Origin of the sequence: Nocardiopsis sp. NPDC058789 (assembly GCF_042745575.1) — a bacterium.
Lineage (GTDB): Bacteria > Actinomycetota > Actinomycetes > Streptosporangiales > Streptosporangiaceae > Nocardiopsis > Nocardiopsis eucommiae.
The window spans coordinates 83,503-102,065 of record NZ_JBHYOW010000002.1 but is presented as its reverse complement, the minus strand read 5'-3'; the positions used below and the strand labels follow the sequence as shown (position 1 = coordinate 102,065).

Annotated in this window: 15 protein-coding genes and 1 tRNA gene; 8 read left to right on the top strand and 8 right to left on the bottom strand. The window is 72.2% G+C overall.

Annotated elements, in window-relative coordinates; translation table 11 throughout:
* The first annotated feature begins 212 nt into the window (after positions 1 to 212).
* Entirely contained in the window at positions 213 to 416 is a 204-nt protein-coding gene (locus ACFW3L_RS02610; protein ID WP_378735555.1) for a cold-shock protein, read from the top strand.
* 235 nt (positions 417 to 651) lie between these two features.
* Positions 652 to 2,043: a DEAD/DEAH box helicase gene (locus ACFW3L_RS02605; RefSeq protein WP_378735552.1), complete on the top strand. Its 1,392-nt coding sequence runs from the start codon at positions 652 to 654 to the stop codon at positions 2,041 to 2,043.
* Between the two features lie 76 nt (positions 2,044 to 2,119).
* Here the strand turns inward: ACFW3L_RS02605 and ACFW3L_RS02600 are convergent, their stop codons facing one another.
* A complete protein-coding gene (locus tag ACFW3L_RS02600) occupies positions 2,120 to 3,016 on the bottom strand; it encodes an SDR family NAD(P)-dependent oxidoreductase (RefSeq protein WP_378735550.1) in 897 nt (298 codons plus the stop codon).
* Between the two features lie 267 nt (positions 3,017 to 3,283).
* On the opposite strand from ACFW3L_RS02600, the gene ACFW3L_RS02595 reads away from it, so the two are divergent.
* Positions 3,284 to 4,156, top strand: coding sequence for a helix-turn-helix transcriptional regulator (locus tag ACFW3L_RS02595; RefSeq protein WP_378735548.1), 873 nt, complete (start codon positions 3,284 to 3,286; stop codon positions 4,154 to 4,156).
* 182 nt (positions 4,157 to 4,338) lie between these two features.
* Here ACFW3L_RS02595 and ACFW3L_RS02590 read toward each other — a convergent pair.
* Both ACFW3L_RS02590 and ACFW3L_RS02585 read right to left on the bottom strand, forming a co-directional pair.
* Positions 4,339 to 4,414 (bottom strand) — tRNA-Arg (locus ACFW3L_RS02590).
* Between the two features lie 147 nt (positions 4,415 to 4,561).
* On the bottom strand, positions 4,562 to 5,812 hold the full coding sequence (locus ACFW3L_RS02585) for an aspartate aminotransferase family protein (RefSeq protein WP_378735546.1): 1,251 nt from the start codon (positions 5,810 to 5,812) through the stop codon (positions 4,562 to 4,564).
* A 160-nt stretch (positions 5,813 to 5,972) separates the two neighbouring features.
* On the opposite strand from ACFW3L_RS02585, the gene ACFW3L_RS02580 reads away from it, so the two are divergent.
* Entirely contained in the window at positions 5,973 to 7,439 is a 1,467-nt protein-coding gene (locus tag ACFW3L_RS02580; RefSeq protein WP_378735544.1) for an NAD-dependent succinate-semialdehyde dehydrogenase, read from the top strand.
* Between the two features lie 52 nt (positions 7,440 to 7,491).
* On the opposite strand, the gene ACFW3L_RS02575 is transcribed toward ACFW3L_RS02580, so the two are convergent.
* The 4 genes from ACFW3L_RS02575 to ACFW3L_RS02560 all read right to left on the bottom strand — a co-directional run bounded on the left by ACFW3L_RS02575 (position 7,492) and on the right by ACFW3L_RS02560 (position 10,446).
* Positions 7,492 to 8,160, bottom strand: a complete 669-nt coding sequence (locus tag ACFW3L_RS02575) for a GntR family transcriptional regulator (RefSeq protein WP_378735542.1) — start codon at positions 8,158 to 8,160, stop codon at positions 7,492 to 7,494.
* Between the two features lie 48 nt (positions 8,161 to 8,208).
* Positions 8,209 to 8,958 carry a maleate cis-trans isomerase gene (locus tag ACFW3L_RS02570; RefSeq protein ID WP_378735540.1) on the bottom strand — a complete coding sequence of 250 codons (750 nt, stop codon included), beginning with the start codon at positions 8,956 to 8,958 and terminating at the stop codon, positions 8,209 to 8,211.
* A 37-nt stretch (positions 8,959 to 8,995) separates the two neighbouring features.
* Positions 8,996 to 9,865 (bottom strand): Asp/Glu racemase, encoded by an 870-nt coding sequence (locus ACFW3L_RS02565; RefSeq protein ID WP_378735538.1) that lies wholly within the window; start codon positions 9,863 to 9,865, stop codon positions 8,996 to 8,998.
* A 98-nt stretch (positions 9,866 to 9,963) separates the two neighbouring features.
* Complete coding sequence (locus ACFW3L_RS02560) at positions 9,964 to 10,446, bottom strand: DUF3830 family protein (protein WP_378736174.1); 483 nt, start codon at positions 10,444 to 10,446, stop codon at positions 9,964 to 9,966.
* Between the two features lie 350 nt (positions 10,447 to 10,796).
* On the opposite strand from ACFW3L_RS02560, the gene ACFW3L_RS02555 reads away from it, so the two are divergent.
* From ACFW3L_RS02555 to ACFW3L_RS02545, 3 genes are all read left to right on the top strand, one after another.
* Positions 10,797 to 11,828, top strand: a complete 1,032-nt coding sequence (locus tag ACFW3L_RS02555; protein ID WP_378735536.1) for a D-2-hydroxyacid dehydrogenase — start codon at positions 10,797 to 10,799, stop codon at positions 11,826 to 11,828.
* A 25-nt stretch (positions 11,829 to 11,853) separates the two neighbouring features.
* Positions 11,854 to 13,383, top strand: coding sequence for an amidase (locus tag ACFW3L_RS02550; protein ID WP_378735534.1), 1,530 nt, complete (start codon positions 11,854 to 11,856; stop codon positions 13,381 to 13,383).
* A gap of 273 nt (positions 13,384 to 13,656) precedes the next feature.
* Positions 13,657 to 14,328 carry a response regulator gene (locus tag ACFW3L_RS02545; protein WP_378735532.1) on the top strand — a complete coding sequence of 224 codons (672 nt, stop codon included), beginning with the start codon at positions 13,657 to 13,659 and terminating at the stop codon, positions 14,326 to 14,328.
* A 1-nt stretch (position 14,329) separates the two neighbouring features.
* Here the strand turns inward: ACFW3L_RS02545 and ACFW3L_RS02540 are convergent, their stop codons facing one another.
* Positions 14,330 to 17,440 carry a BTAD domain-containing putative transcriptional regulator gene (locus tag ACFW3L_RS02540; protein WP_378735530.1) on the bottom strand — a complete coding sequence of 1,037 codons (3,111 nt, stop codon included), beginning with the start codon at positions 17,438 to 17,440 and terminating at the stop codon, positions 14,330 to 14,332.
* Between the two features lie 158 nt (positions 17,441 to 17,598).
* Here ACFW3L_RS02540 and ACFW3L_RS02535 point away from each other — a divergent pair, with 158 nt between their 5' ends.
* Positions 17,599 to 18,480, top strand: a complete 882-nt coding sequence (locus ACFW3L_RS02535) for an NAD(P)-dependent oxidoreductase (protein WP_378735528.1) — start codon at positions 17,599 to 17,601, stop codon at positions 18,478 to 18,480.
* Positions 18,481 to 18,563 lie beyond the last annotated feature (83 nt).

The window sequence follows — 18,563 nt, the reverse complement described above, 5'->3', positions numbered from 1 at the left end:
ATCGACGACTCCCAGTGCACCCCCTCTTTTCCGCACCACTCTTTCTGACGCCACGTGGCACACCAGATAATCGGGATAATGGAATTTTCTGTGCTACTGTCAGACGAGTTGCAGTAGTGGCCCCATGGAACCTCACTTCCATAGGAGATCACCGCAGTGACGGGAAAATCGTCATCTGCGGTTTTCTTCATTGTCGAGCGAGAGGTGCCATCATGGCCACCGGTACAGTCAAGTGGTTCAACGGCGAAAAGGGCTTCGGCTTCATCGAGCAGGACGGTGGCGGCCCCGACGTCTTCGCCCACTACTCGAACATCCAGGCCACGGGCTACCGTGAGCTGTCGGAAGGCCAGTCCGTGCAGTTCGACGCCGTCGCCGGGGCCAAGGGCCCCCAGGCCGAGAACATCACGCTGCGCTAAGCCTGATCCGGGGGGAGGCGACTCCCCCCGTGACGGGGTCCGCCCTCCAGGAGCCGGACCCCGTCTTTTTGTTTTCCCGCGCCCGGTTTCACGCGCGCCGATTCTCAAACCATCTCCACTCGCCCCGGAAATCCTCCAGTCGGGCGTACAGATTTCATTCATCCGGTGTCACCGGTTTTCTCTGTGAGGCCGTGAGGCCTCCCGCCCGGCGAACTCCGACGGCGAAAGGCCATTCATGAGCCATCCCCACCCCACCACTGACCGTGCCCGACCGGCACGGAGTTACGGTCGACAGCGTCCCGGCGGCTCCGCCCGCCCTCGCAACGCGGGCCCCTCCGGTGAGTTCGCGCTCCCCGTCACCGTCACCCCGGCCCTGCCGCCCGTGGACTCCTTCGAGGCACTGGACATGCCCTCGGCCCTGAAACGGACCCTGGCCCGCCAAGGGCTGACGACCCCGTCCGACATCCAGGCGGCGACCCTGCCCAACTCCCTGGCCGGACGCGACGTGCTGGGCCGTAGCCGGACGGGTTCCGGCAAGACCCTGGCCTTCGGCCTGCCCCTGCTCGCCAGCCTCGACGGTCGCAGCGCGGAACCGCGGCGCCCCCTGGCCGTGGTCCTGGCCCCCACCCGGGAGCTGGCCCAGCAGGTCGCCGGATCCCTGGAGCCCTACGCGCGTTCGGTGGGGGTGCGCACCACCACCGTCGTGGGCGGCATGCCCCTCCACCGGCAGGCGCGTTCCCTTCAGCAGGGGAGCCACCTGGTCGTGGCCACCCCGGGACGGCTGCGCGACCTGATGGAGCGCGGCGACTGCGTGCTGGACCAGGTGGAGACCACCGTCCTGGACGAGGCCGACCAGATGACCGACATGGGCTTCATGCCCCAGGTGACCGCGATCCTCCAGGTGGTACCGAAGGGTGGGCGGCGCATGCTGTTCTCCGCCACCCTGGACCGGAACGTCGACCAGCTGGTCCGCCGGTTCCTGGAGGACCCGGTGGTCCACTCGGTCGACCTGTCCGAGGGCGCCGTGTCCACCATGGAGCACCACGTCGTGCACGTCTCCCCCGGTGAGAAGAGGTCGGTCGCCACCAGGATCGCCGCTCGACAGGGCCGGGTGATCATGTTCCTCGACACCAAGCGCGCGGTGGACCGGATGGCCGCACACCTGCTCGCCAACGGGGTGCTCGCCGCGCCCCTGCACGGCGGACGCACCCAACCCCAACGCACCCGCACCCTCGACCAGTTCAAGCGGGGCGACGTCACGGCACTGATCGCGACCAACGTCGCGGCACGCGGTATCCACGTGGACGGCCTGGACCTGGTCGTGAACATCGACCCGCCCACGGACCACAAGGACTACCTGCACCGGGGCGGGCGCACCGCCCGGGCCGGCGAGTCCGGCAACGTGGTCACGCTGGTGATGCCCGCCCAGCGCCGCGACATGACCCGTCTGGTCGGCAGGGCACGGATCGAACCGCGCACCCTGGGCGCCGGAGCGGACACCCCGGAGCTGGCCGAGGTGACCGGGGCGCGCGAACCCTCGGGCCTGCCGGTGACCGTGCGGTCCACCGTCCCGCAGGAGCGCGCACGCGCGCAGACGCCCCGTGGACGACGGCGCCCGCGCCGCTGAGCCCGGGCCCCTCCCGTCACCCGGCCTCCCTCGGAGGGAACGGGAGAACCGCCCGGAGGCATCGGCCGGTGTGGGGTCAGCTCGGCCGGTCGAGCGCGAAGGAGAACTCCGGACCGACGATCCGGACCGTGGCGTCCCACAGAGCCGCGGCCGACTCCGGCTCGCGCGCGGACCGTGAGGCCCTGCGCACCTTCGGATAGCCCCGGACGCTGGCGATCCCGTCGGGGCCGACGTAGGCGTTGCCGCCGACCTCCTGTGTCGCGGCGAACAGGGTGGGGAGCCCGCCGTGCTCGGCGTCGTTCAGCAGGGGCCGCGCCAGACCGTTGAGCCAGCCCGCCACACCACCGACGTGGCTGACCAGGTTCGTCCTGGCGATCCCCGGATGCGCGACGACCGACCGCACGGGGCTGCCGACGGCGTCGAGCCTGCGCTGCAACTCGTGGGAGAACAGCAGGAGGCCGAGCTTGGAGTCGCAGTAGGCCTTCCAGGGGTCGTATTCGCGCTTCTGCCAGTTGAGGTCGTCGGGGCGGACGGTACCCAACCGGTGCAGCTGCGACGCCACGTGGACGACGCGGTCCGTGACGTGCGGAAGCAGCGCGTTCGTGAGCGCGAACGGGCCGAAGTAGTTCGTGGCCGTCTGGCTCTCCAGACCCTCGTGGGTGCTCGCGTAGGGCACCATCATGACCCCGGCGTTGTTGATCAGGACGTCGAGGGGGCCGGTCCAGGAGTCGGCGAACGCCCGGACGGACTCCAGACTCGCGACGTCGAGCCGCCGCACGTCGATCCGTCCGCGGCCGCGGCCGAAGGTGTCGGCCACCCGCGCGCCCTTGGCCGGGTCGCGCACGGCCATGACGACATCGGCTCCGGCAAGGGCGAGTTCGCGCGTCGCGACCAGGCCGATCCCGCCGGTGGCGCCAGTGATGACGAAGGTCCTGCCGGTCAGGTCGGGGAGATGCGCCGCTGTCCACTTCACACTCATGTCCTCGTCTGCTCTCTGGTTCGGGGAACGGCGGGACCGTGTCCGCGACGGTGGTTCCCGAGGGCCGACCTCCTCGCGCTGGGCGACGCGAGATCCGTCCTGGCCACAGCCGGTTTCGGAAGCGTCCGGAAACGACGACGCGGCTGCCGGTGGTGTTCACTCAGGAAACCTAGGGTCGTGGCGGGGGCACATCCAGGACATGTGGAACCGTGCCCTGGCAGGGCCTGGATACGGGTGGCGCGGCGGAGGAGAGTGTCTCCCATGGAGAGAACTGGGCTGGCCGAGTTCCTGCGGTCGCGCCGGGAGAGCCTGCGCCCGGAGGACGTGGGCGTGGTCGCCGGCGCGCGCAGGCGGGTGCGGGGACTGCGACGCGAGGAGGTCGCGCAGCTGGCCGCGATGTCGGTCGACTACTACAGCCGCCTGGAGCGCGGCAGCGGCAGTGAGCCGAGCACGTCGATGCTGGACGCCCTGGCACGCGTGTTCCGCCTGAGCCTGGACGAGCGGGACCACCTGTACCGGTTGGCCGGGCACAACGCCCCGGACCGGGTCTCCGGAACCTCGCACGTCTCACCCGCTCTTCTGCGGGTCCTGGACAACCTCTCCGCGACCCCTGCCTTCGTCGTCTCCGACATCGCCGAGCCCCTGGCGCAGAACTCGCTGGCGGTGGCGCTCTTCGGAGACTGGAGTCGATTCTCGGGAGACGACCGCAGCGGTATCCACCGCTGGTTCACGCGACCCGACAGCGAACGGGCCGTGTACCCGCCCGAGGACCGGGAGCGCCAGGGCCGCTCACTCGTGGCCTCCCTGCGCATCGCCGTCACGCGTCGGGGAGCGAACTCCTCCGCCGCCCGCCTCGCCCGCGAACTCGAACGGAGCAGCCCGGAGTTCGCGCGGCTGTGGGCGGACCATGACGTGGCCCACCGGTTCGAGGACCACAAGGTCCTCGTCCACCCTGAGGTCGGAACGATCCGCTTCGACTGCCAGGCGCTCTTCAGCGAGGACCAGTCCCAGACGCTCGTCGTGCTGTCGGTTCACCCGCGCGGTGCCGAGGCGGAGAAACTGCGACTGCTCTCGGTGCTCGGCTCCACGCGGTTCACCAGCGTGACCACCGCCGACCGAGACGACGAACGCTAGTCCGTCGACCCGACACGCGGCCGGTGCCCGACACCCTCGGCCCGGCGGCACCCGCACGAGGCCCCCGCCCACAAAAGAAGCCGCCCGAGCTGCGTGAGCGGTTCGGGCACGGGGTACGGGACAACACAAGACGATGCCCGTACCTGTTTCCAGGTCCGGGCATCGTCTCCACTGTCTCAAGGTGGTGCACTCGGGAGGACTCGAACCCCCAACCTTCTGATCCGTAGTCAGATGCTCTATCCATTGAGCTACGAGTGCAGGTCTTCAGTTGTGTGTCGCCCGGTTGAGCTGGGCTCTCCCTTGCGACGTCTCCGACTCTATCACGGTGTTGGAGTGCGTTCGCGCCGTTTTCCGGTGTGACGCGGGCCATGGGGCGCCGACGCGGCGGTCGGCGCCCCACAGGGCCTAGACGCTCTCCTCCACGGAGGCGGCCCACAGCTCGAGGGCCGTGTCGATCTGCTCGCCGTTGACCACCAGGGCCGGGATGAACCGGACCACGTTGCCCGCCGGGCCGCAGGTGAGCAGCAGCAGGCCGTTCTGGGCGGCGGCCTGCTGGGCGCGCTGCGCGGCGGCGCCGTCCGGGCTGCCGTCCTCCTTGACGAACTCGTTGGCCCGCATCAGGCCGCGGCCACGGACGTCACCGATGCCCGGGTGCGCCTCCGCGATCTTGACCAGGCCCTGCTGGAGCCGCTCGCCTTGGCGGGCGGCGTTCTCCACCAGGTTCTCCTCCTGGATGACGTCCAGGGTGGCCAGGGCGGCCGCGCAGGAGACCGCGTTGCCGCCGTAGGTGCCGCCCTGGGAGCCCGGCCAGGCCCTCTGCATGATCGCGGCCGGGGCGGCGATCGCGGACAGCGGGAAGCCGCTGGCCAGGCCCTTCGCGGTGATGACGATGTCCGGGCGGATCCCCGAGGGCTCGTGGCCCCAGAACGTGCCCGTACGACCGAAACCGGTCTGGACCTCGTCCACGACCAGGAGGAACCCGTGCTTGTCGGCGCGCTCCCGCAGCCCCTGGAGGAAGGCGTCCGGGACGGGCACGTAGCCCCCCTCACCGAGGACGGGCTCGATGAACACGGCGGCGGTGTCCTGGGGGGACGTCACCGTCGCGAACTGGTAGTCGAGCTCCCGCAGAGCGTGGGCGACCGCGTCCTCCTCGGACAGGCCGAGGCGGTACGCGTACGGGAAGGGCGAGACCACCACACCGGGGGCCAGCGGACCGATGCCCGCGCGGATCTTCACCCCGGACGTGGTGAGGGAGGCGGCACCCATGGTGCGCCCGTGGAAGGAGCCCTGGAAGACCACGGCGTTCTGACGGCCGGTGGCCTGGCGGGCCAGGCGCAGCGCGGCCTCCACGGCCTCGCTCCCGGAGTTCACGTAGAACAGGCGGTCGATGCCCTCGGGCAGGACCTCCCCGAGGCGTTCGGTGAGTCGCAGCAGGGGCCGGTGCATCACGGTGGTGTACTGGCCGTGGATCAGTGTCGCGACCTGCTCCTGGGCGGCGGCGACCACCTTGGGGTGGCAGTGCCCGGTGCTGGTCACGCCGATCCCGGCGGTGAAGTCGAGGAAACGACGGTCGTCCTCGTCGTAGATGTAGACACCCTCGCCTCGCGCCGCGACGACCGGGGTCGCCTGCTTGAGAACCGGGGAGAGCTCCGCCATGCGGTGGCCTCAATTCCTTGTGTCGAGTTCCGTAGGATTGTTGACAATCGACGCTGCTATGGAAACATCCGGGGCGCGGCGGTGTCCAGCGGACGCACGTCGGGCAGTTCTGACCACAGGCCGCCCCAAGCCGGGTCGGCCCGTCGACGGAGGAGAGAACATGTCGGATCGCGAAGCACGGGTCGTCGCACAGGTGGACAAGAGGCTCCACCTCGGCGGAAAGTGGCGGGACGCCTCCTCCGGCGCGACCTTCCCGGTCGAGGACCCGTCCACCCGCAAGGTGCTGTGCGACGTCGCCGACGCGGGCCGCGAGGACGCCATGGAGGCCCTGGACGCGGCCGAGCGGGCACAGCCGGGGTGGGCCAGGGTGGCGCCCCGCGAGCGCGGCGAGATCCTCCACAGGAGCTTCCAGCTGCTCATGGAGCGGCAGGAGGAGCTCGCCGTCCTCATGACCCTGGAGATGGGCAAGCCGCTGGCCGAGGCGCGCGGGGAGATCGCCTACGCCGCCGAGTTCTTCCGCTGGTTCTCCGAGGAGGCCGTGCGGATCGAGGGCGGGTTCGCCACCTCGCCGGACGGGAAGTCCCGCTTCCTCATCATGCGCCAGCCGGTGGGCCCCTGCATGCTCATCACCCCCTGGAACTTCCCCATGGCGATGGGCACCCGCAAGATCGGGCCGGCCATCGCCTCCGGGTGCACCATGATCCTCAAGCCCGCGCACCAGACGCCGCTCTCCGCGCTCGCGCTGGCCGGGATCCTCACGGAGGCGGGGCTGCCGGAGGGCGTGCTGAGCGTGCTGCCCACCACGAACCCCGGGGCGATCACCGAGCCCCTGCTGGCGGACGGCCGCATCCGCAAGCTGTCGTTCACCGGGTCCACCGCCGTGGGCCGCAAGCTCCTGGAGCAGAGCGCGCCGCAGGTCCTGCGCACCTCCATGGAGCTGGGCGGGAACGCGCCCTTCCTGGTGTTCGACGACGCCGACCTGGACGCGGCCGTGGACGGGGCGATGCTCGCCAAGATGCGCAACATCGGGGAGGCCTGCACCGCGGCCAACCGGATCTACGCGCAGTCCGGGATCGCGGAGGAGTTCTCCCGGCGCCTGAGCGAGCGCATGGGCGCGCTCCGGCTGGGCCGGGGCCTGGACGACGGCGCGGACGTGGGCCCGCTGATCGACGACAAGGCGCGGGACAAGGTCCAGGGGCTCGTGGACGACGCCGTGCGGCGGGGCGCGCGCGTGCTGGTCGGCGGCGGCGCCGGTGAGGGGCCGGGACACTTCTACCAGCCGACCGTGCTGGCCGACGTCCCGTTCGCGGCCGAACTGTCCACCACGGAGATCTTCGGCCCGGTGGCTCCGGTGCTGACCTTCGAGACGGAGGAGGAGGCGGTCCGAGCCGCCAACGACACCGAGTTCGGCTTGGTCAGCTACTTGTACACCCGGGACCTGAACCGGGCCATGCGGGTCAGTGAGGCCCTGGAGACCGGCATGGTCGGCCTCAACCAGGGCGTGGTGTCCAACCCGGCGGCGCCGTTCGGCGGAGTCAAGCACTCGGGCCTGGGCCGCGAGGGCGGCCGCGTGGGCATCGACGAGTTCCTGGACACCAAGTACGTGGGGATCGGCGGGCTCGACTGATCCCGGCGGAGGCGCCTCGGGTGGCGGGAACGCCGCCCGGGGCGGTCTCCGATCAGGTGCCGGTCTCCGCGTTGATCCGCGCGACGGTGTCGGTCATGTGCGACTCGATGAGCGTGAGGAGCCGTTCCTCCTCGCCGTCCACGATCGCGTCCAGGATGCGGCGGTGCTCGTCCAGGAGCTCCTGGGGTTCGGGGTAGACGGCCTGCATCACGGTCAGGCACATGCGGGTCTCCACCAGGAGGGTCTGGGCCATGCGTTCCAGGCGCGAGTTCCCCGAGCAGCTGACCAGGGTCCGGTGGAACTCCTGGTCGGCGTCGCTCATCGCGGTCCGGTCGGCGCTGGCGGCGGCCTCGGCCAGCCGGTCCACGGCCGGGGTGAGGCGGGCCAGGGCCTCCCCCCGGTTGCCCCGCATGATCAACTCGCAGGCGGTCCGCTCCACCGCGAGCCGGGCCACGTAGACGTCCCGGACGTCGTCCGGGGTCAGCTCGCGCACGAACAGGCCCCTGTGCCGTTCACTGCGGAGCAGACCCTCCTGGACCAGGCGCTGCATGGCCTCGCGGAGGGGCCCCCGGCTCACGCCCAGCCGCCCCGCCAACTCGGCCTCACCGAGCTGGTCCCCGGGCGCGAGGGAGCCGTACATGATCGCTGATCTCAGCTGGTCGGCGATCAGCTCGGCGGTGGACCGCCTGGGTACGGGTCTGAGCTGGCCGGGGGCTGGCATGGCATTCCTTTCAAAGGTGACGAAACGGGCGTGGGTAGGCCCCCGAGGCTATTCGGCCTCGAAGGCGCTCCGGACCACGGAGGCCCCGGACCGGAAGAGCGTCCCCGGACCGGACCGCGCCTCACACTGACCGGCGAGCCGGATGCCCTCCCAGATGCTGACCTGGTTGGCGGTGAGCACCGTCTTGCCCAGCAGCGCCTCCATCGGTTCGATGAGGTCGGCGCTGTGCAGGGCGGTGTCCGGGACCAGGACCGCCTCGGCCCTGGGGTGGTCGTTGGAGATGACGAAGTCGAGTGCGTCGTCGGGGTCGAGGTGGCCGACCTCCGCGGCCGTGGCGATGCCGTGGCTGGCCATGGACATCACGGTCACCCCCGCGTCGTTCAGGAACTCCACGAAGCGCAGGGCGACGTCGTCGGGGTAGGTGGCGGCGATGGCGACCCGGGACGCGCGCAGCTGGCTCAGGGCGTGCACGAACGCGAAGGACGTGCTGGAGGTCGGGACCCCCGTCACCTCCCGCACCCCCTGCACCTGGCGCCGCGCGCCCTCCCAGCCGAACACGAAGCTGCCGCTCGTGCAGGCCCAGACGGCGGAGTCGACTCCCATCGTGGTGAGCTCCTGCGCGCCCTTGGCGAGGACGCCCTCGCTGCCCACGTCCAGCAGGGCGTCCACACGGTGGGCGTCCTCGCGCATGAGCGTGTGCACCACGGGGAGCTCGATCCCCCCGCCGAGCAGGCCGGCGAAGGTTCCGTAGTCGTCCTCGGCGCTGTGACCGGGATAGAGGATTCCTACTCGGGTCATGGTTCTCCTTGGCTCTCGGGCGCCCTCCGGGCGGTGGTCACACGGCGCTGGGGGCCGTCGCGTCGATCAGCCGTTGTCCGTGGGCCACGGCCCGGTGGTCGGCGGTCCGGAGCAGGTCCCACATGGTGACCTGGTTGGCCGCGATCACCGGTTTGCCCAGCTCACGTTCGAGGGGCGCGATGATGTCGTAGGTGAGGACGTTGGTGCAGCTGATGAACACCGCCTGCGCGTCGGGACGGTCCACCTCGTGCACCGCGCGGGCGACCTCGGCGTAGGTGACCCTCCAGATGTGGCTGAGCAGGCCGAGGCCCACGCTGGAGGTGACCCCCACGTCGTGCTCCTCCAGGTAGTCGAGGAGCCGGTCGGTGACGGTGTCCACGTACGGGGTGACCACCGCGATCCGGCCGACGTCCAGGGCTCGCAGCGCGCGGATCAGCGCGCCCGAGGTGGTGACGGCGGCGGGGGCTCCCGCGTCCCGCATGGTTCTTCGGAGCTCACGCTCGCCCTCCGCGCCGTGGACGAAGCTGCCCGAGGCGCAGGCGTAGCCGACCGCGAGGGGTTCGGGGGCCATCAGGGCGCGGACCGCCTTGGTCACGCCCTTCCTCTTGCTGAGAGCGGCGGCCTGGTGGACCGTCACCGGGATGCGTACGAACGGCAGGCGGGTGATGAGCAACGAGACGTCGTCCGGCGTCCAGCGCCACAGTTCGCGGTCGAGCGCGAAGTCGTAGGGCGCGACGACGCCGACCCCGGCCTGCCAGGGGGTCAGTGTGGCCGCCGACAGTTCGACGACGTCGTGCGCCGCGGGTTGCTCGGGCAGGGCCGGATGTCCCAGGAACAGGCCGCCCGTGGCGGGGATCTCGGGTTCGGGGCCGTCCTCGTGGTCCGGTCGGTTTCCCTCGGTCCGCATCGGTCACTCACCTCCCAGTGCTGGTCCCGTTTCCGCCGGGCGCGGCCGGTGCCGCCCCGGTCCCGTCCCCTCGGGACGGGCTTCTCCGTCCGGGCGGGTCAGCGTTCGAGCCGTTCGAACAGGAGGCGCTCACCGACGCTGCCGGAGCGCCAGACGTCGTTGCAGGCCTCGGCCATGGCGGGCAGGTTCTCCACGACGGTGGCGAACACGTTGCCGGGGACCCAGCCCACGTCTCCGTTGAGCAGCAGGTTGTTGCGCCCGTAGAAGAGGGCGAGGTCGATGACGCCGGGCAGGTGCTCGATGCCCTTGTCCTCCTTGAAGGTGCGGTCGAGCATGCCCTCGTCGAAGGAGAAGTAGACGAGGTCGCCGGGGATCGGTGTGACGGTGGGGTTCTCCTGGCCCGGTTCGGGGTCGGCGAACCTCGGCACCATCGTGTAGACCTCGTTGCGCGCGTACTTGGCGTGCTGGACGGCGTCCCCCTGCGGGAGGGCGTTCCACACCGCCTCGCAGGTGCGGGGCGCGTCCTGGTCGAGCAGTTCCGCCACGCAGGAGACCCCGCGGCTGGCGAGGGTGACGGTCATGAGTCTGGGCAAGTGGTGTCCCTCCGACGGTGCTTTCGCGGTGTACCTCGTTCGGTGCCCTTCGGTCCGTTGTGAACTGTTGATTGTCGACAATCTTACGATCTACCTACCAAGATCGGCAATAGGCACCGGGACGTGCGGGTATGTCGGGAGCGTCGGTGCGGGTGGACGACACTCCGGACGGGCGCTGGGGGACTCCGCGAGACACGCCCCATAGGCCCGAAACAGCCGTTTTGTGGATTGTTGACAATCCTATGTCGGCTCCCTAGCGTTTCCCGTGCAGGGCGGAAACACCCCTCCGACGACAGGATCGGCACGTCAGAACACCGTCGCAACCGGAAAGCGCGCCCGTGAACAGTTCCACCACCCACCCGTCCGTGCCCGAACGTCCCCGACTCGTCGTGCTCCGCGGTGCGGACCTTCCACCCGGACACGAGCGCATCGACGACCACCCGGGACTCGGCGAGGTCGTCTACGCCACCGCCGACGAACTCCCGGCCAGCCTGCCCGGCGCGGACGTCCTGCTCGTGTGGGACCTGTTCACCGAGGCGCTGTCCGACTCCTGGTCCAAGGCCGACTCCCTGAAGTGGGTGCACGCGGCCACCACCGGAGTGGACAACCTGATGTTCCCCGGGCTGGTCGAGAGCGACGTCCTCGTCACCAACTCGCGCGGCGTGTTCGACGAGCACATCGCGGAGTACGTGCTGGGCCTGGTCATCTCCTTCGCCAAGGACTTCCACGGCACCTGGGACCTCCAGCGCGAACGCCGGTGGCGGCACCGCGAGACAGAGCGGGTGGCGGGTCGGCGCGCCCTCGTCGTCGGCACCGGACCCATCGGCCGCGCGATCGCCCGCAAGCTCACGGCGATGGGCATGGAGGTCCACGGCTCGGGCAGCCACGCACGCGACGGCGACCCCGACTTCGGGTCCGTGGTGGAGTCCAGCCTGGCCGAACGCGGCACCGACGGCGGACGCACCCTGTTCGGCGAGCTCACCGAGGCCGACTACGTGATCGTCGCCGCGCCGCTCACCGAGTCCACCCGGGGCCTGGTCGACCGGACCTTCCTCGACCTGATGAAACCCACCGCGCGGCTGATCAACATCGCGCGCGGCCCCATCGTCGTCCAGTCCGACCTGGTCGTCGCCCTGGACCGGGGCGTGATCGCCGGCGCGGCACTGGACGTCTTCGAACGGGAACCGCTCAAGGCCATCAACCCGCTCTGGGGGCTGCCCGGCTCCGTCGTGTCGCCGCACATGTCCGGTGACGTCGTCGGCTGGCGGGAGGACCTGGTGGAGCTGTTCCTGGACAACCTCGCCCGTTACCTGGACGGGCGGGGACCGCGCAACGCCGTGGACAAGAGCCGGGGCTACGTACCCGGCTGACCCCCGCGTGACTTGGGAGGCTGATGTGACGATCCGTTCCGACCGGGCCGGGACCGATGACGCTGGTGCGGCCGCCGGTGCGGCCGAAGGCTCCGCCGGGGCCGCCCCGGGGGCCGCGCGCGGCGTCCCGACGGCGCGCGCGGGTCAGCCCGTGACACCGGCCGACCTGTCCGCCGAGGAGCTCCTCCGCGCCTACTCCAGCGGGGAGCTCTCCCCGGTGGAGGCGGTGGACTCGGTCCTCGAACGCATCGAGCAGGACAACCCCGCTCTGAACGCGTTCTGCCTGGTCCGCCCCGAGGAGGCGCGCGAGGCGGCACGCGCCTCCGCCGAGCGGTGGCGGCGCGGAGAACCCGAGGGCCGGTTGGACGGGGTGCCCGCCTCGGTCAAGGACATCCACCTGACCAAGGGGTGGCCCACCCTCAAGGGGTCGGTCACCTCCTCGCAGGAGGGTCCGTGGGACGAGGACTCCCCGGTGGTGGCGCGGATGCGCGAGCAGGGGGCGGTGTTCGTCGGCAAGACCACCACCCCCGAGCTGGCCTGGAAGGGCGTCACCGACAACCCGCTCACCGGCATCACGCGCAACCCGTGGGACCTGTCCACCACGCCCGGCGGCTCCAGCGGGGGTTCGGCGGCGGCGGTGGCGGCCGGGATGGGCCCGTTGTCCACCGGGACGGACGGGGGCGGTTCCATCCGCATCCCGGCGAGCTTCACCGGCATCTGCGGGATCAAGCCCACCTGGGGCCTGGTGCCGCACTTCCCGGCGAGCCCGTTCGGGTCGCTGGCGCACACCGGCCCGATGACCAGGACCGTGGGCGACATGGCGCTCATGCTGGACGTCGTCTCCGGGTTCGACTCCCGGGACTGGATGGCCATGCCCACGCCGGGGCCCGGCCTCGCCGAGGCGGGGCGCGGCACCGACCCGGAGGAGCTGGTCCGGGGGCTGCGGATCGCCTACAGCCCCACCCTGGGCGGGCAGAGCGTGGATCCGGAGGTGGCCCGCGCGGTCGCTGAGGCGGTGCGCGTGTTCGCGTCGCTGGGCGCCGACGTGGAGGAGGCCGACCCCGATCTTCCGGACTCCCTGGAGGAGTTCCACGTGCTCTGGTACTCGGGCGCCGCCAAGGCCACCGACCGGCTCAGCGACCGGGACCGGGACCTCCAGGACCCGGGGCTGCGGGAGATCATCGAGGAGGGCAATACCTACTCGGCTCAGGACTACCTGACGGCCATGGCGCTGCGGATGGCGATGGGTGCCCGGATGGGGCGCTTCCACGAGACCTACGACCTCCTGCTGACGCCCACCATGCCGATCGTGGCCTTCGAGGCCGGGCTGGAGTCGCCGCCGGAGCTGTCCGGGAAGCGGTGGACCTCCTGGGCCGGGTTCAGCTACCCGTTCAACATGACCCAGCAGCCCGCCGCGAGCATCCCCTGCGGGTTCAGCGGGTCCGGGCTGCCGATCGGCCTCCAGGTGGTGGGCCCCCGGCACTCCGACGAGCGCGTGCTCCGGGCCTGCCGCGCCTTCGAGCTCGCCCGCCCCTGGGCGGGTCGACGTCCGTGACGCGCGGGCTCCGGGCCCCGGGCGCGGGGGCCCGGGGCCCGGGCGCGGGGGCCGGAGCCGGGTGACGAGATGGTGACGATGCGGCGACGGTGGCCACACCAGCACCGGCCGTGATCTGGCGCTTTGCCCCCCGGGTCCGTCCTTTGTCCGTTTCCGGGACCTTCGCCCGGGGAGTTCGGTGCCTTAAGACCCCCGCCGCACCCCCCGCAGGCGTTAACGTCTTCCTCGGAGTGGTGTCATGCGCGTACGGACACGAGACGAGGGAGGTCCGCGATGATCGACGGTGGAGCCGAGGGTGCCCGGAAGCCGATCAGGGTCTTCCTCGTCGACGACCACGAGGTGGTCCGGCGCGGTGTGGCCTCGCTGCTGGAGACCGAGGACGACATGACCGTCGTGGGTGAGGCCGGGACCGCCGAACAGGCGCTGTCGCGTATCCCCGTGGTCCTGCCCGACGTCGCCGTGCTCGACGTGCGCCTGCCGGGCGGCTCCGGGGTGCAGGTGTGCCGGGAGATCCGGTCCGACCACCCCCAGATCGCCTGCCTGATGCTCACGTCCTTCGCGGACGAGGACGCCCTGTACGACGCCGTCATGGCCGGGGCCGCCGGGTACGTGCTCAAGCAGATCCACGGCGCCGACCTGGTCGGCGCGGTGCGCACGGTCGCCGCGGGCGGCTCCCTGCTGGACTCGGGCAGCACCGGCGCGATGCTGGAGCGGCTGCGCGGCGCCCAGGCCGAGCCGGACCCGCTGGCGGAGCTGACCCCGCAGGAGCGTCAGATCCTCGACCTCATCGGTGAGGGCATGACCAACCGGCAGATCGGTGAGCGGCTGTACCTGGCCGAGAAGACCGTCAAGAACTACGTCTCGGCGCTGCTGGCGAAGCTGGACCTCAAGCGGCGGACCCAGGCGGCGGTGCTCGTCGCGGAGCTGCGCGGCCGCCGCTACTGACTCAGCCGTTCCGCCCGGCGGCGAAGGCCGCCGCGAACCCCCGCTCACCGAGCGCCGAACGCGCCCTGGCGGTGGCGCGGTCGACGTCGCCCCGCTCTCCCGGGGGCAGCGGGGCGCCCACCGACGCGCGGAGCGCGGCCGCGTTCCCCAGCAGGGTCGCCGCGCGTACGTGCTCCCCGGCGAGGGCGTACGCGCCCGCCAGTCCCTCCAGGGCGAGCGCCACCGACCTCGGGTCTCCCATGGTCCGCGCGCTGGCCTCCCCCTGCCGGTGCAGGGTGAGGGCGGTCTCGGCGTCACCGCGCAGCTCGGCCACGAAGCCGAGTTCCGCGAGGATCAGCGCCACCCCCGGTTCCCCCTCCCTGCTGCGGTTCCACTCCAGCCAGTGGTCGAGGTGCCGTTCGGCGTCGTCGAGCCGCCCCCGCCGCCGCGCCGCGAAGGCCAGGCCCATCTCCGCGAACTGCTCCTCCTGTCTGCTGGTCCGCTCCGCCGCGATCCGCCGTGCCCGTTCGTGCAGCTCGTCGGCCTCCTCCAGGTCCCCGGCGAGCAGGGCCAACCGCCCCAGGGCCGCCAGCCGGTAGGAGACCTCGGGCCAGAGCCCGAGTTCCTCGGCGTCGCGGAGCCCGTCCCGCCGCAGCCGGGCGGCCTCGGTGTAGTCTCCGGCGATCTCGGCCAGGTCGGCCAGGACCGCGGTGCTCCGCAGCCGTCCCCAGCCGTCACCGATCTCCTCGAACAGTGCCAGGCTCCGCGTACCGGCCCTCCGGGCGGCCTCGATGTCCCCGCGCAGGAGCGCGGGCGAGGCCAGCGTGACGAGCGCGGCCGCCACTCCCCAGCGGTCGTCCTCGGCGCGGGACTCGGCCAGCGCCGCCAGCACCCGTTCCTCACGGATGCGCTGCTCCCCGTAGCCGTACTGGGCGTAGGCCATGAACCACCTCGCCCGCGCGGCCCGCACCCCGTGGGCGTCGAACCGTTCCAGCACCTCGCGGGAGCGGCCGACGGGGTCCACGTCGTCACCGAGCAGCATCCCGATGCCGGTCCGCCAGGCCGTCGTCTCCACCCTGAGCGGGTCGTCGTCGCGCACCTCGGAGCCGCCGCGCCCGTGGGAGAGCGCGAGGGTCAGCGACCTCCGCGCCTCACCGAGACGGCCCCGGAGGAACCAGTACCAGACCAGGGCGTTGGCCAGCCTCAGGCCGTCGCGCGAGCCACCCGCGTGCTGGAGGGCGGCACGGAGGTTGCCCGCCTCCGCGTCCAGCCGCGCCAGCCAGTCGCGCTGGTCGCGCCCCCGCAGGTCGGCGCGTTCCGCGAGGCCGAGGTAGTGGGCGAGGTGCCGGTCGCGCACGCGCTCCAGCTCCCCTGCGGCCACCATGCGCTCGACGCAGTAGGCCGCCACCGACTCCAGCAGCCGGTAGCGCCCGTCCCGGTGCACGACCAGCGAGCGGTCCACCAGTCGTCCCAGCAGCTCCAGGACGTCGGCCGGGTCCACGCCCGCCCCGGAGCACAGCTCCTCGGCGGCGCTCAGCGTGCAGCCGTCGGCGTGTGCCGCCAGACGCCGCAGCACCACGCGTTCGGGGTCGGTCAGGGGCTCCCAGCTCCACTCGATCATCGCGCGCAGGGTCCGCTGCCGCGCGGGCGCGTCCCGCCTGCCCGAGGTCAGGAGCCGGAACCGGTCGTCCAGGCGCGCGGCGAGTTCGGCCACGTCCACGGACCGGACCCGGGTGGCGGCCAGTTCCAGGGCGAGCGGCACGCCGTCCAGCCGTCGGCAGATCGCCTCCACGTGGGCCCGGTTCTCCTCGGTGAGGGTGAACCGGGGTTCGGCCGCCGCCGCGCGCTCGACGAACATCCGCGCCGCGCCGTCCGCGTCGAGCGGCGGGACGGTCCACAGCAGCTCTCCGGCGGTGGCGAGGCGTTCCTGGCTGGTCGCCAACACGTGCAGGCCGGGCACCGCGCCGAGGAGCCCGGCGGCCACCTCCGCCGCCGCGCCCACCACGTGTTCGCAGTTGTCCAGCACGACCAGCGTCCGCCCGCCGCGCAGCGCGGCCGCCAGCCGGGCGGTCCCCGGCTCGGACGCGGAGTCCCCGTCCCGGGGCCCGTCCTGCCGTACTCCCAGGGTCGCCGCCACCGTGTCGGCCACCTCCTCGGGCCCGCTCCCGGACGGCAGACCGGCCAGCTCGACCAGCCACACCCCGTCCGTGAACCGCCCACCGAGGGTGTGGGCCACCTCCACCGCCAGCCGGGTCTTGCCCACCCCGCCCGGTCCGGTGAGCGTCACCATCCGACCGGTGCCCAGCAACGCGCGGATCTGCGTCACCGCCTCCGCCCGGCCGACCAGCTCCGTGAGACGGGCCGGGAGGTTGCCGCGTTCCGCCGTGCGGCGCGGCGCCGCACGCAACGCGGGGTCCTGCCGGAGGACGGCCGCGTGCACGGCGGTGAGTTCCGGGCCGGGGTCGACGCCGAGTTCGTCGCGCAGCCGCGCGCGGACGTCGCCGTAGCCCTCCAGGGCCTCGCTCTGCCTTCCGGAGCCGTACAGCGCGCGGATGTGGGCGGCGCGGAGCCGTTCCCGGAGCGGGTGCGCCGCGACCAGTTCGGACAGTTCGCCCGCCACCAGCCCGTGCTCCCCGAGGTCGAGGCGCGTCTCGGCCAGCTCCTCCGCCGCGACCAGCCGCAGCTCCGCCAGCCGACGGGCCTCCGCGAGGGCGAACCCCGCGTCCTCGAAGCCGGAGAACGCCTCCCCGCGCCAGAGCGCCAGGGCGTCGGCCAGCCCCTCCGCGCGCTCACGGTCGGTCAGCTTCCGCGCGTGCGCCACCGTCGCCTCGAACCGGTCCGCGTCCACCTCGTCCGCGCCGACCCTCAGCCGGTACCCGAACGGGCCGAACAGCACGGCGCCCGCGTCACCCAGCGCGCGCCGCAGCCGCGACACCTTCCCCTGCAACGCCCCGGCGGGATCGGCCGGAAGGTGCTCCCCCCAGAGGTCGTCGACGAGCCGGTCGGCCGCGACCGGTCGACCGCGATGAACCAGCAGGTCCGCCAGGAGGGCGCGGACCTTCGCCTCGGCCACCCGGACGGGCCGCTGGTCGTGGGTCCACACCGTGAGCGGACCGAGCACCCCGAAACGCATTCACGCAGACTAACCGGCCGACCGGCGGAGGGCGGGCGGGCGCCCTCGGGGCGGCGCGCGGGTCCCGCCCGGGTGGCGGCCGACCGGCAGCGGACCGACGGCCGACCGACAGCGCCCCCGGGCACCGTGGGAACCACCGCACGACGAGAGGAACACCCATGAGCACCACCCAGTCCCCCGTCACCGTGATCGGCCTCGGCCCGATGGGCGAGGCGCTGGCCAGCGCGTTCGTGGAGGCCGGACACCCCACGACCGTCTGGAACCGCACCGCGTCCAAGGCCGACGCGGTCGTCGCGAAGGGCGCCGTCCTCGCGGCGTCCCCCGCCGAGGCCGTCGCAGCCAGCCCGCTGGTGGTCGTCTGCGTCCTCGACTACGACGCTTCGGACGCGATCCTCCTGCCGATCGCGGACACGTTGAGGGGGCGCACCCTCGTCAACCTCACCGCCGACACCCCGGACCGCTCCCGCGCCGCCTCCGCCTGGGCCGCCCAGCACGGCATCGACTACGTCGACGGCGCGGTGATGTCGCCCACCTTCACCATCGGCACCCCCTCCGCCGTCGTGCTCTACAGCGGATCCGAGGAGGTCTACCGCGCCCACGAGGGAACCCTGGCCGCGATCAACGGTTCGCACACCCACCTGGGCGCCGACCACGGCCGCGCCGCCGGCTACGACCTGGCGCTGCTCGACATCTTCTGGACCTCGATGTCCGGGCTCGCGCACGCGTTCGCGCTGGCGAAGGCTGAAGGGGTGGAGGCGGCGGACTTCGCCCCCTTCGCCCAGGGCATCATCGGGATCCTGCCCGAGTCCGTGACCGACATGGCGGGCAAGCTCGACCGGGGCTCGTTCCCGGCGGACGGCTCCGGCGTCCTCTCCAACACGACCACGATGAAGCACATCGTCCACGCCGCCCGGGACCGGTCGATGGACCCGGGCCCGCTCGGGGCCGTCCTCCCGTTCGCGCGGGCGGTCGTGGACGCGGGCCACGGCGGCGACAACTTCGCCCGCCTCGCCGTGCACTACCTGGAGGGCCGTTCCTGACCGCGACGGGACGGGCCGAGGCGAAGCGGAGGCCCCCAGGGGCACGGCTCGGCCTCCGGGCCCCGGGCGGGCCCCTCCGGTGC

Excerpts from the sequence above, each read along its gene's own strand:
- ACFW3L_RS02610 (WP_378735555.1), top strand. The coding sequence starts at position 213 with ATGGCCACCGGTACAGTCAAGTGGTTCAACGGCGAAAAGGGCTTCGGC.
- ACFW3L_RS02605 (WP_378735552.1), top strand. The coding sequence starts at position 652 with ATGAGCCATCCCCACCCCACCACTGACCGTGCCCGACCGGCACGGAGT.
- ACFW3L_RS02595 (WP_378735548.1), top strand. The coding sequence starts at position 3,284 with ATGGAGAGAACTGGGCTGGCCGAGTTCCTGCGGTCGCGCCGGGAGAGC.
- ACFW3L_RS02585 (WP_378735546.1), bottom strand. The coding sequence starts at position 5,812 with ATGGCGGAGCTCTCCCCGGTTCTCAAGCAGGCGACCCCGGTCGTCGCG.
- ACFW3L_RS02580 (WP_378735544.1), top strand. The coding sequence starts at position 5,973 with ATGTCGGATCGCGAAGCACGGGTCGTCGCACAGGTGGACAAGAGGCTC.
- ACFW3L_RS02575 (WP_378735542.1), bottom strand. The coding sequence starts at position 8,160 with ATGCCAGCCCCCGGCCAGCTCAGACCCGTACCCAGGCGGTCCACCGCC.
- ACFW3L_RS02570 (WP_378735540.1), bottom strand. The coding sequence starts at position 8,958 with ATGACCCGAGTAGGAATCCTCTATCCCGGTCACAGCGCCGAGGACGAC.
- ACFW3L_RS02565 (WP_378735538.1), bottom strand. The coding sequence starts at position 9,865 with ATGCGGACCGAGGGAAACCGACCGGACCACGAGGACGGCCCCGAACCC.
- ACFW3L_RS02560 (WP_378736174.1), bottom strand. The coding sequence starts at position 10,446 with ATGACCGTCACCCTCGCCAGCCGCGGGGTCTCCTGCGTGGCGGAACTG.
- ACFW3L_RS02545 (WP_378735532.1), top strand. The coding sequence starts at position 13,657 with ATGATCGACGGTGGAGCCGAGGGTGCCCGGAAGCCGATCAGGGTCTTC.
- ACFW3L_RS02540 (WP_378735530.1), bottom strand. The coding sequence starts at position 17,440 with ATGCGTTTCGGGGTGCTCGGTCCGCTCACGGTGTGGACCCACGACCAG.
- ACFW3L_RS02535 (WP_378735528.1), top strand. The coding sequence starts at position 17,599 with ATGAGCACCACCCAGTCCCCCGTCACCGTGATCGGCCTCGGCCCGATG.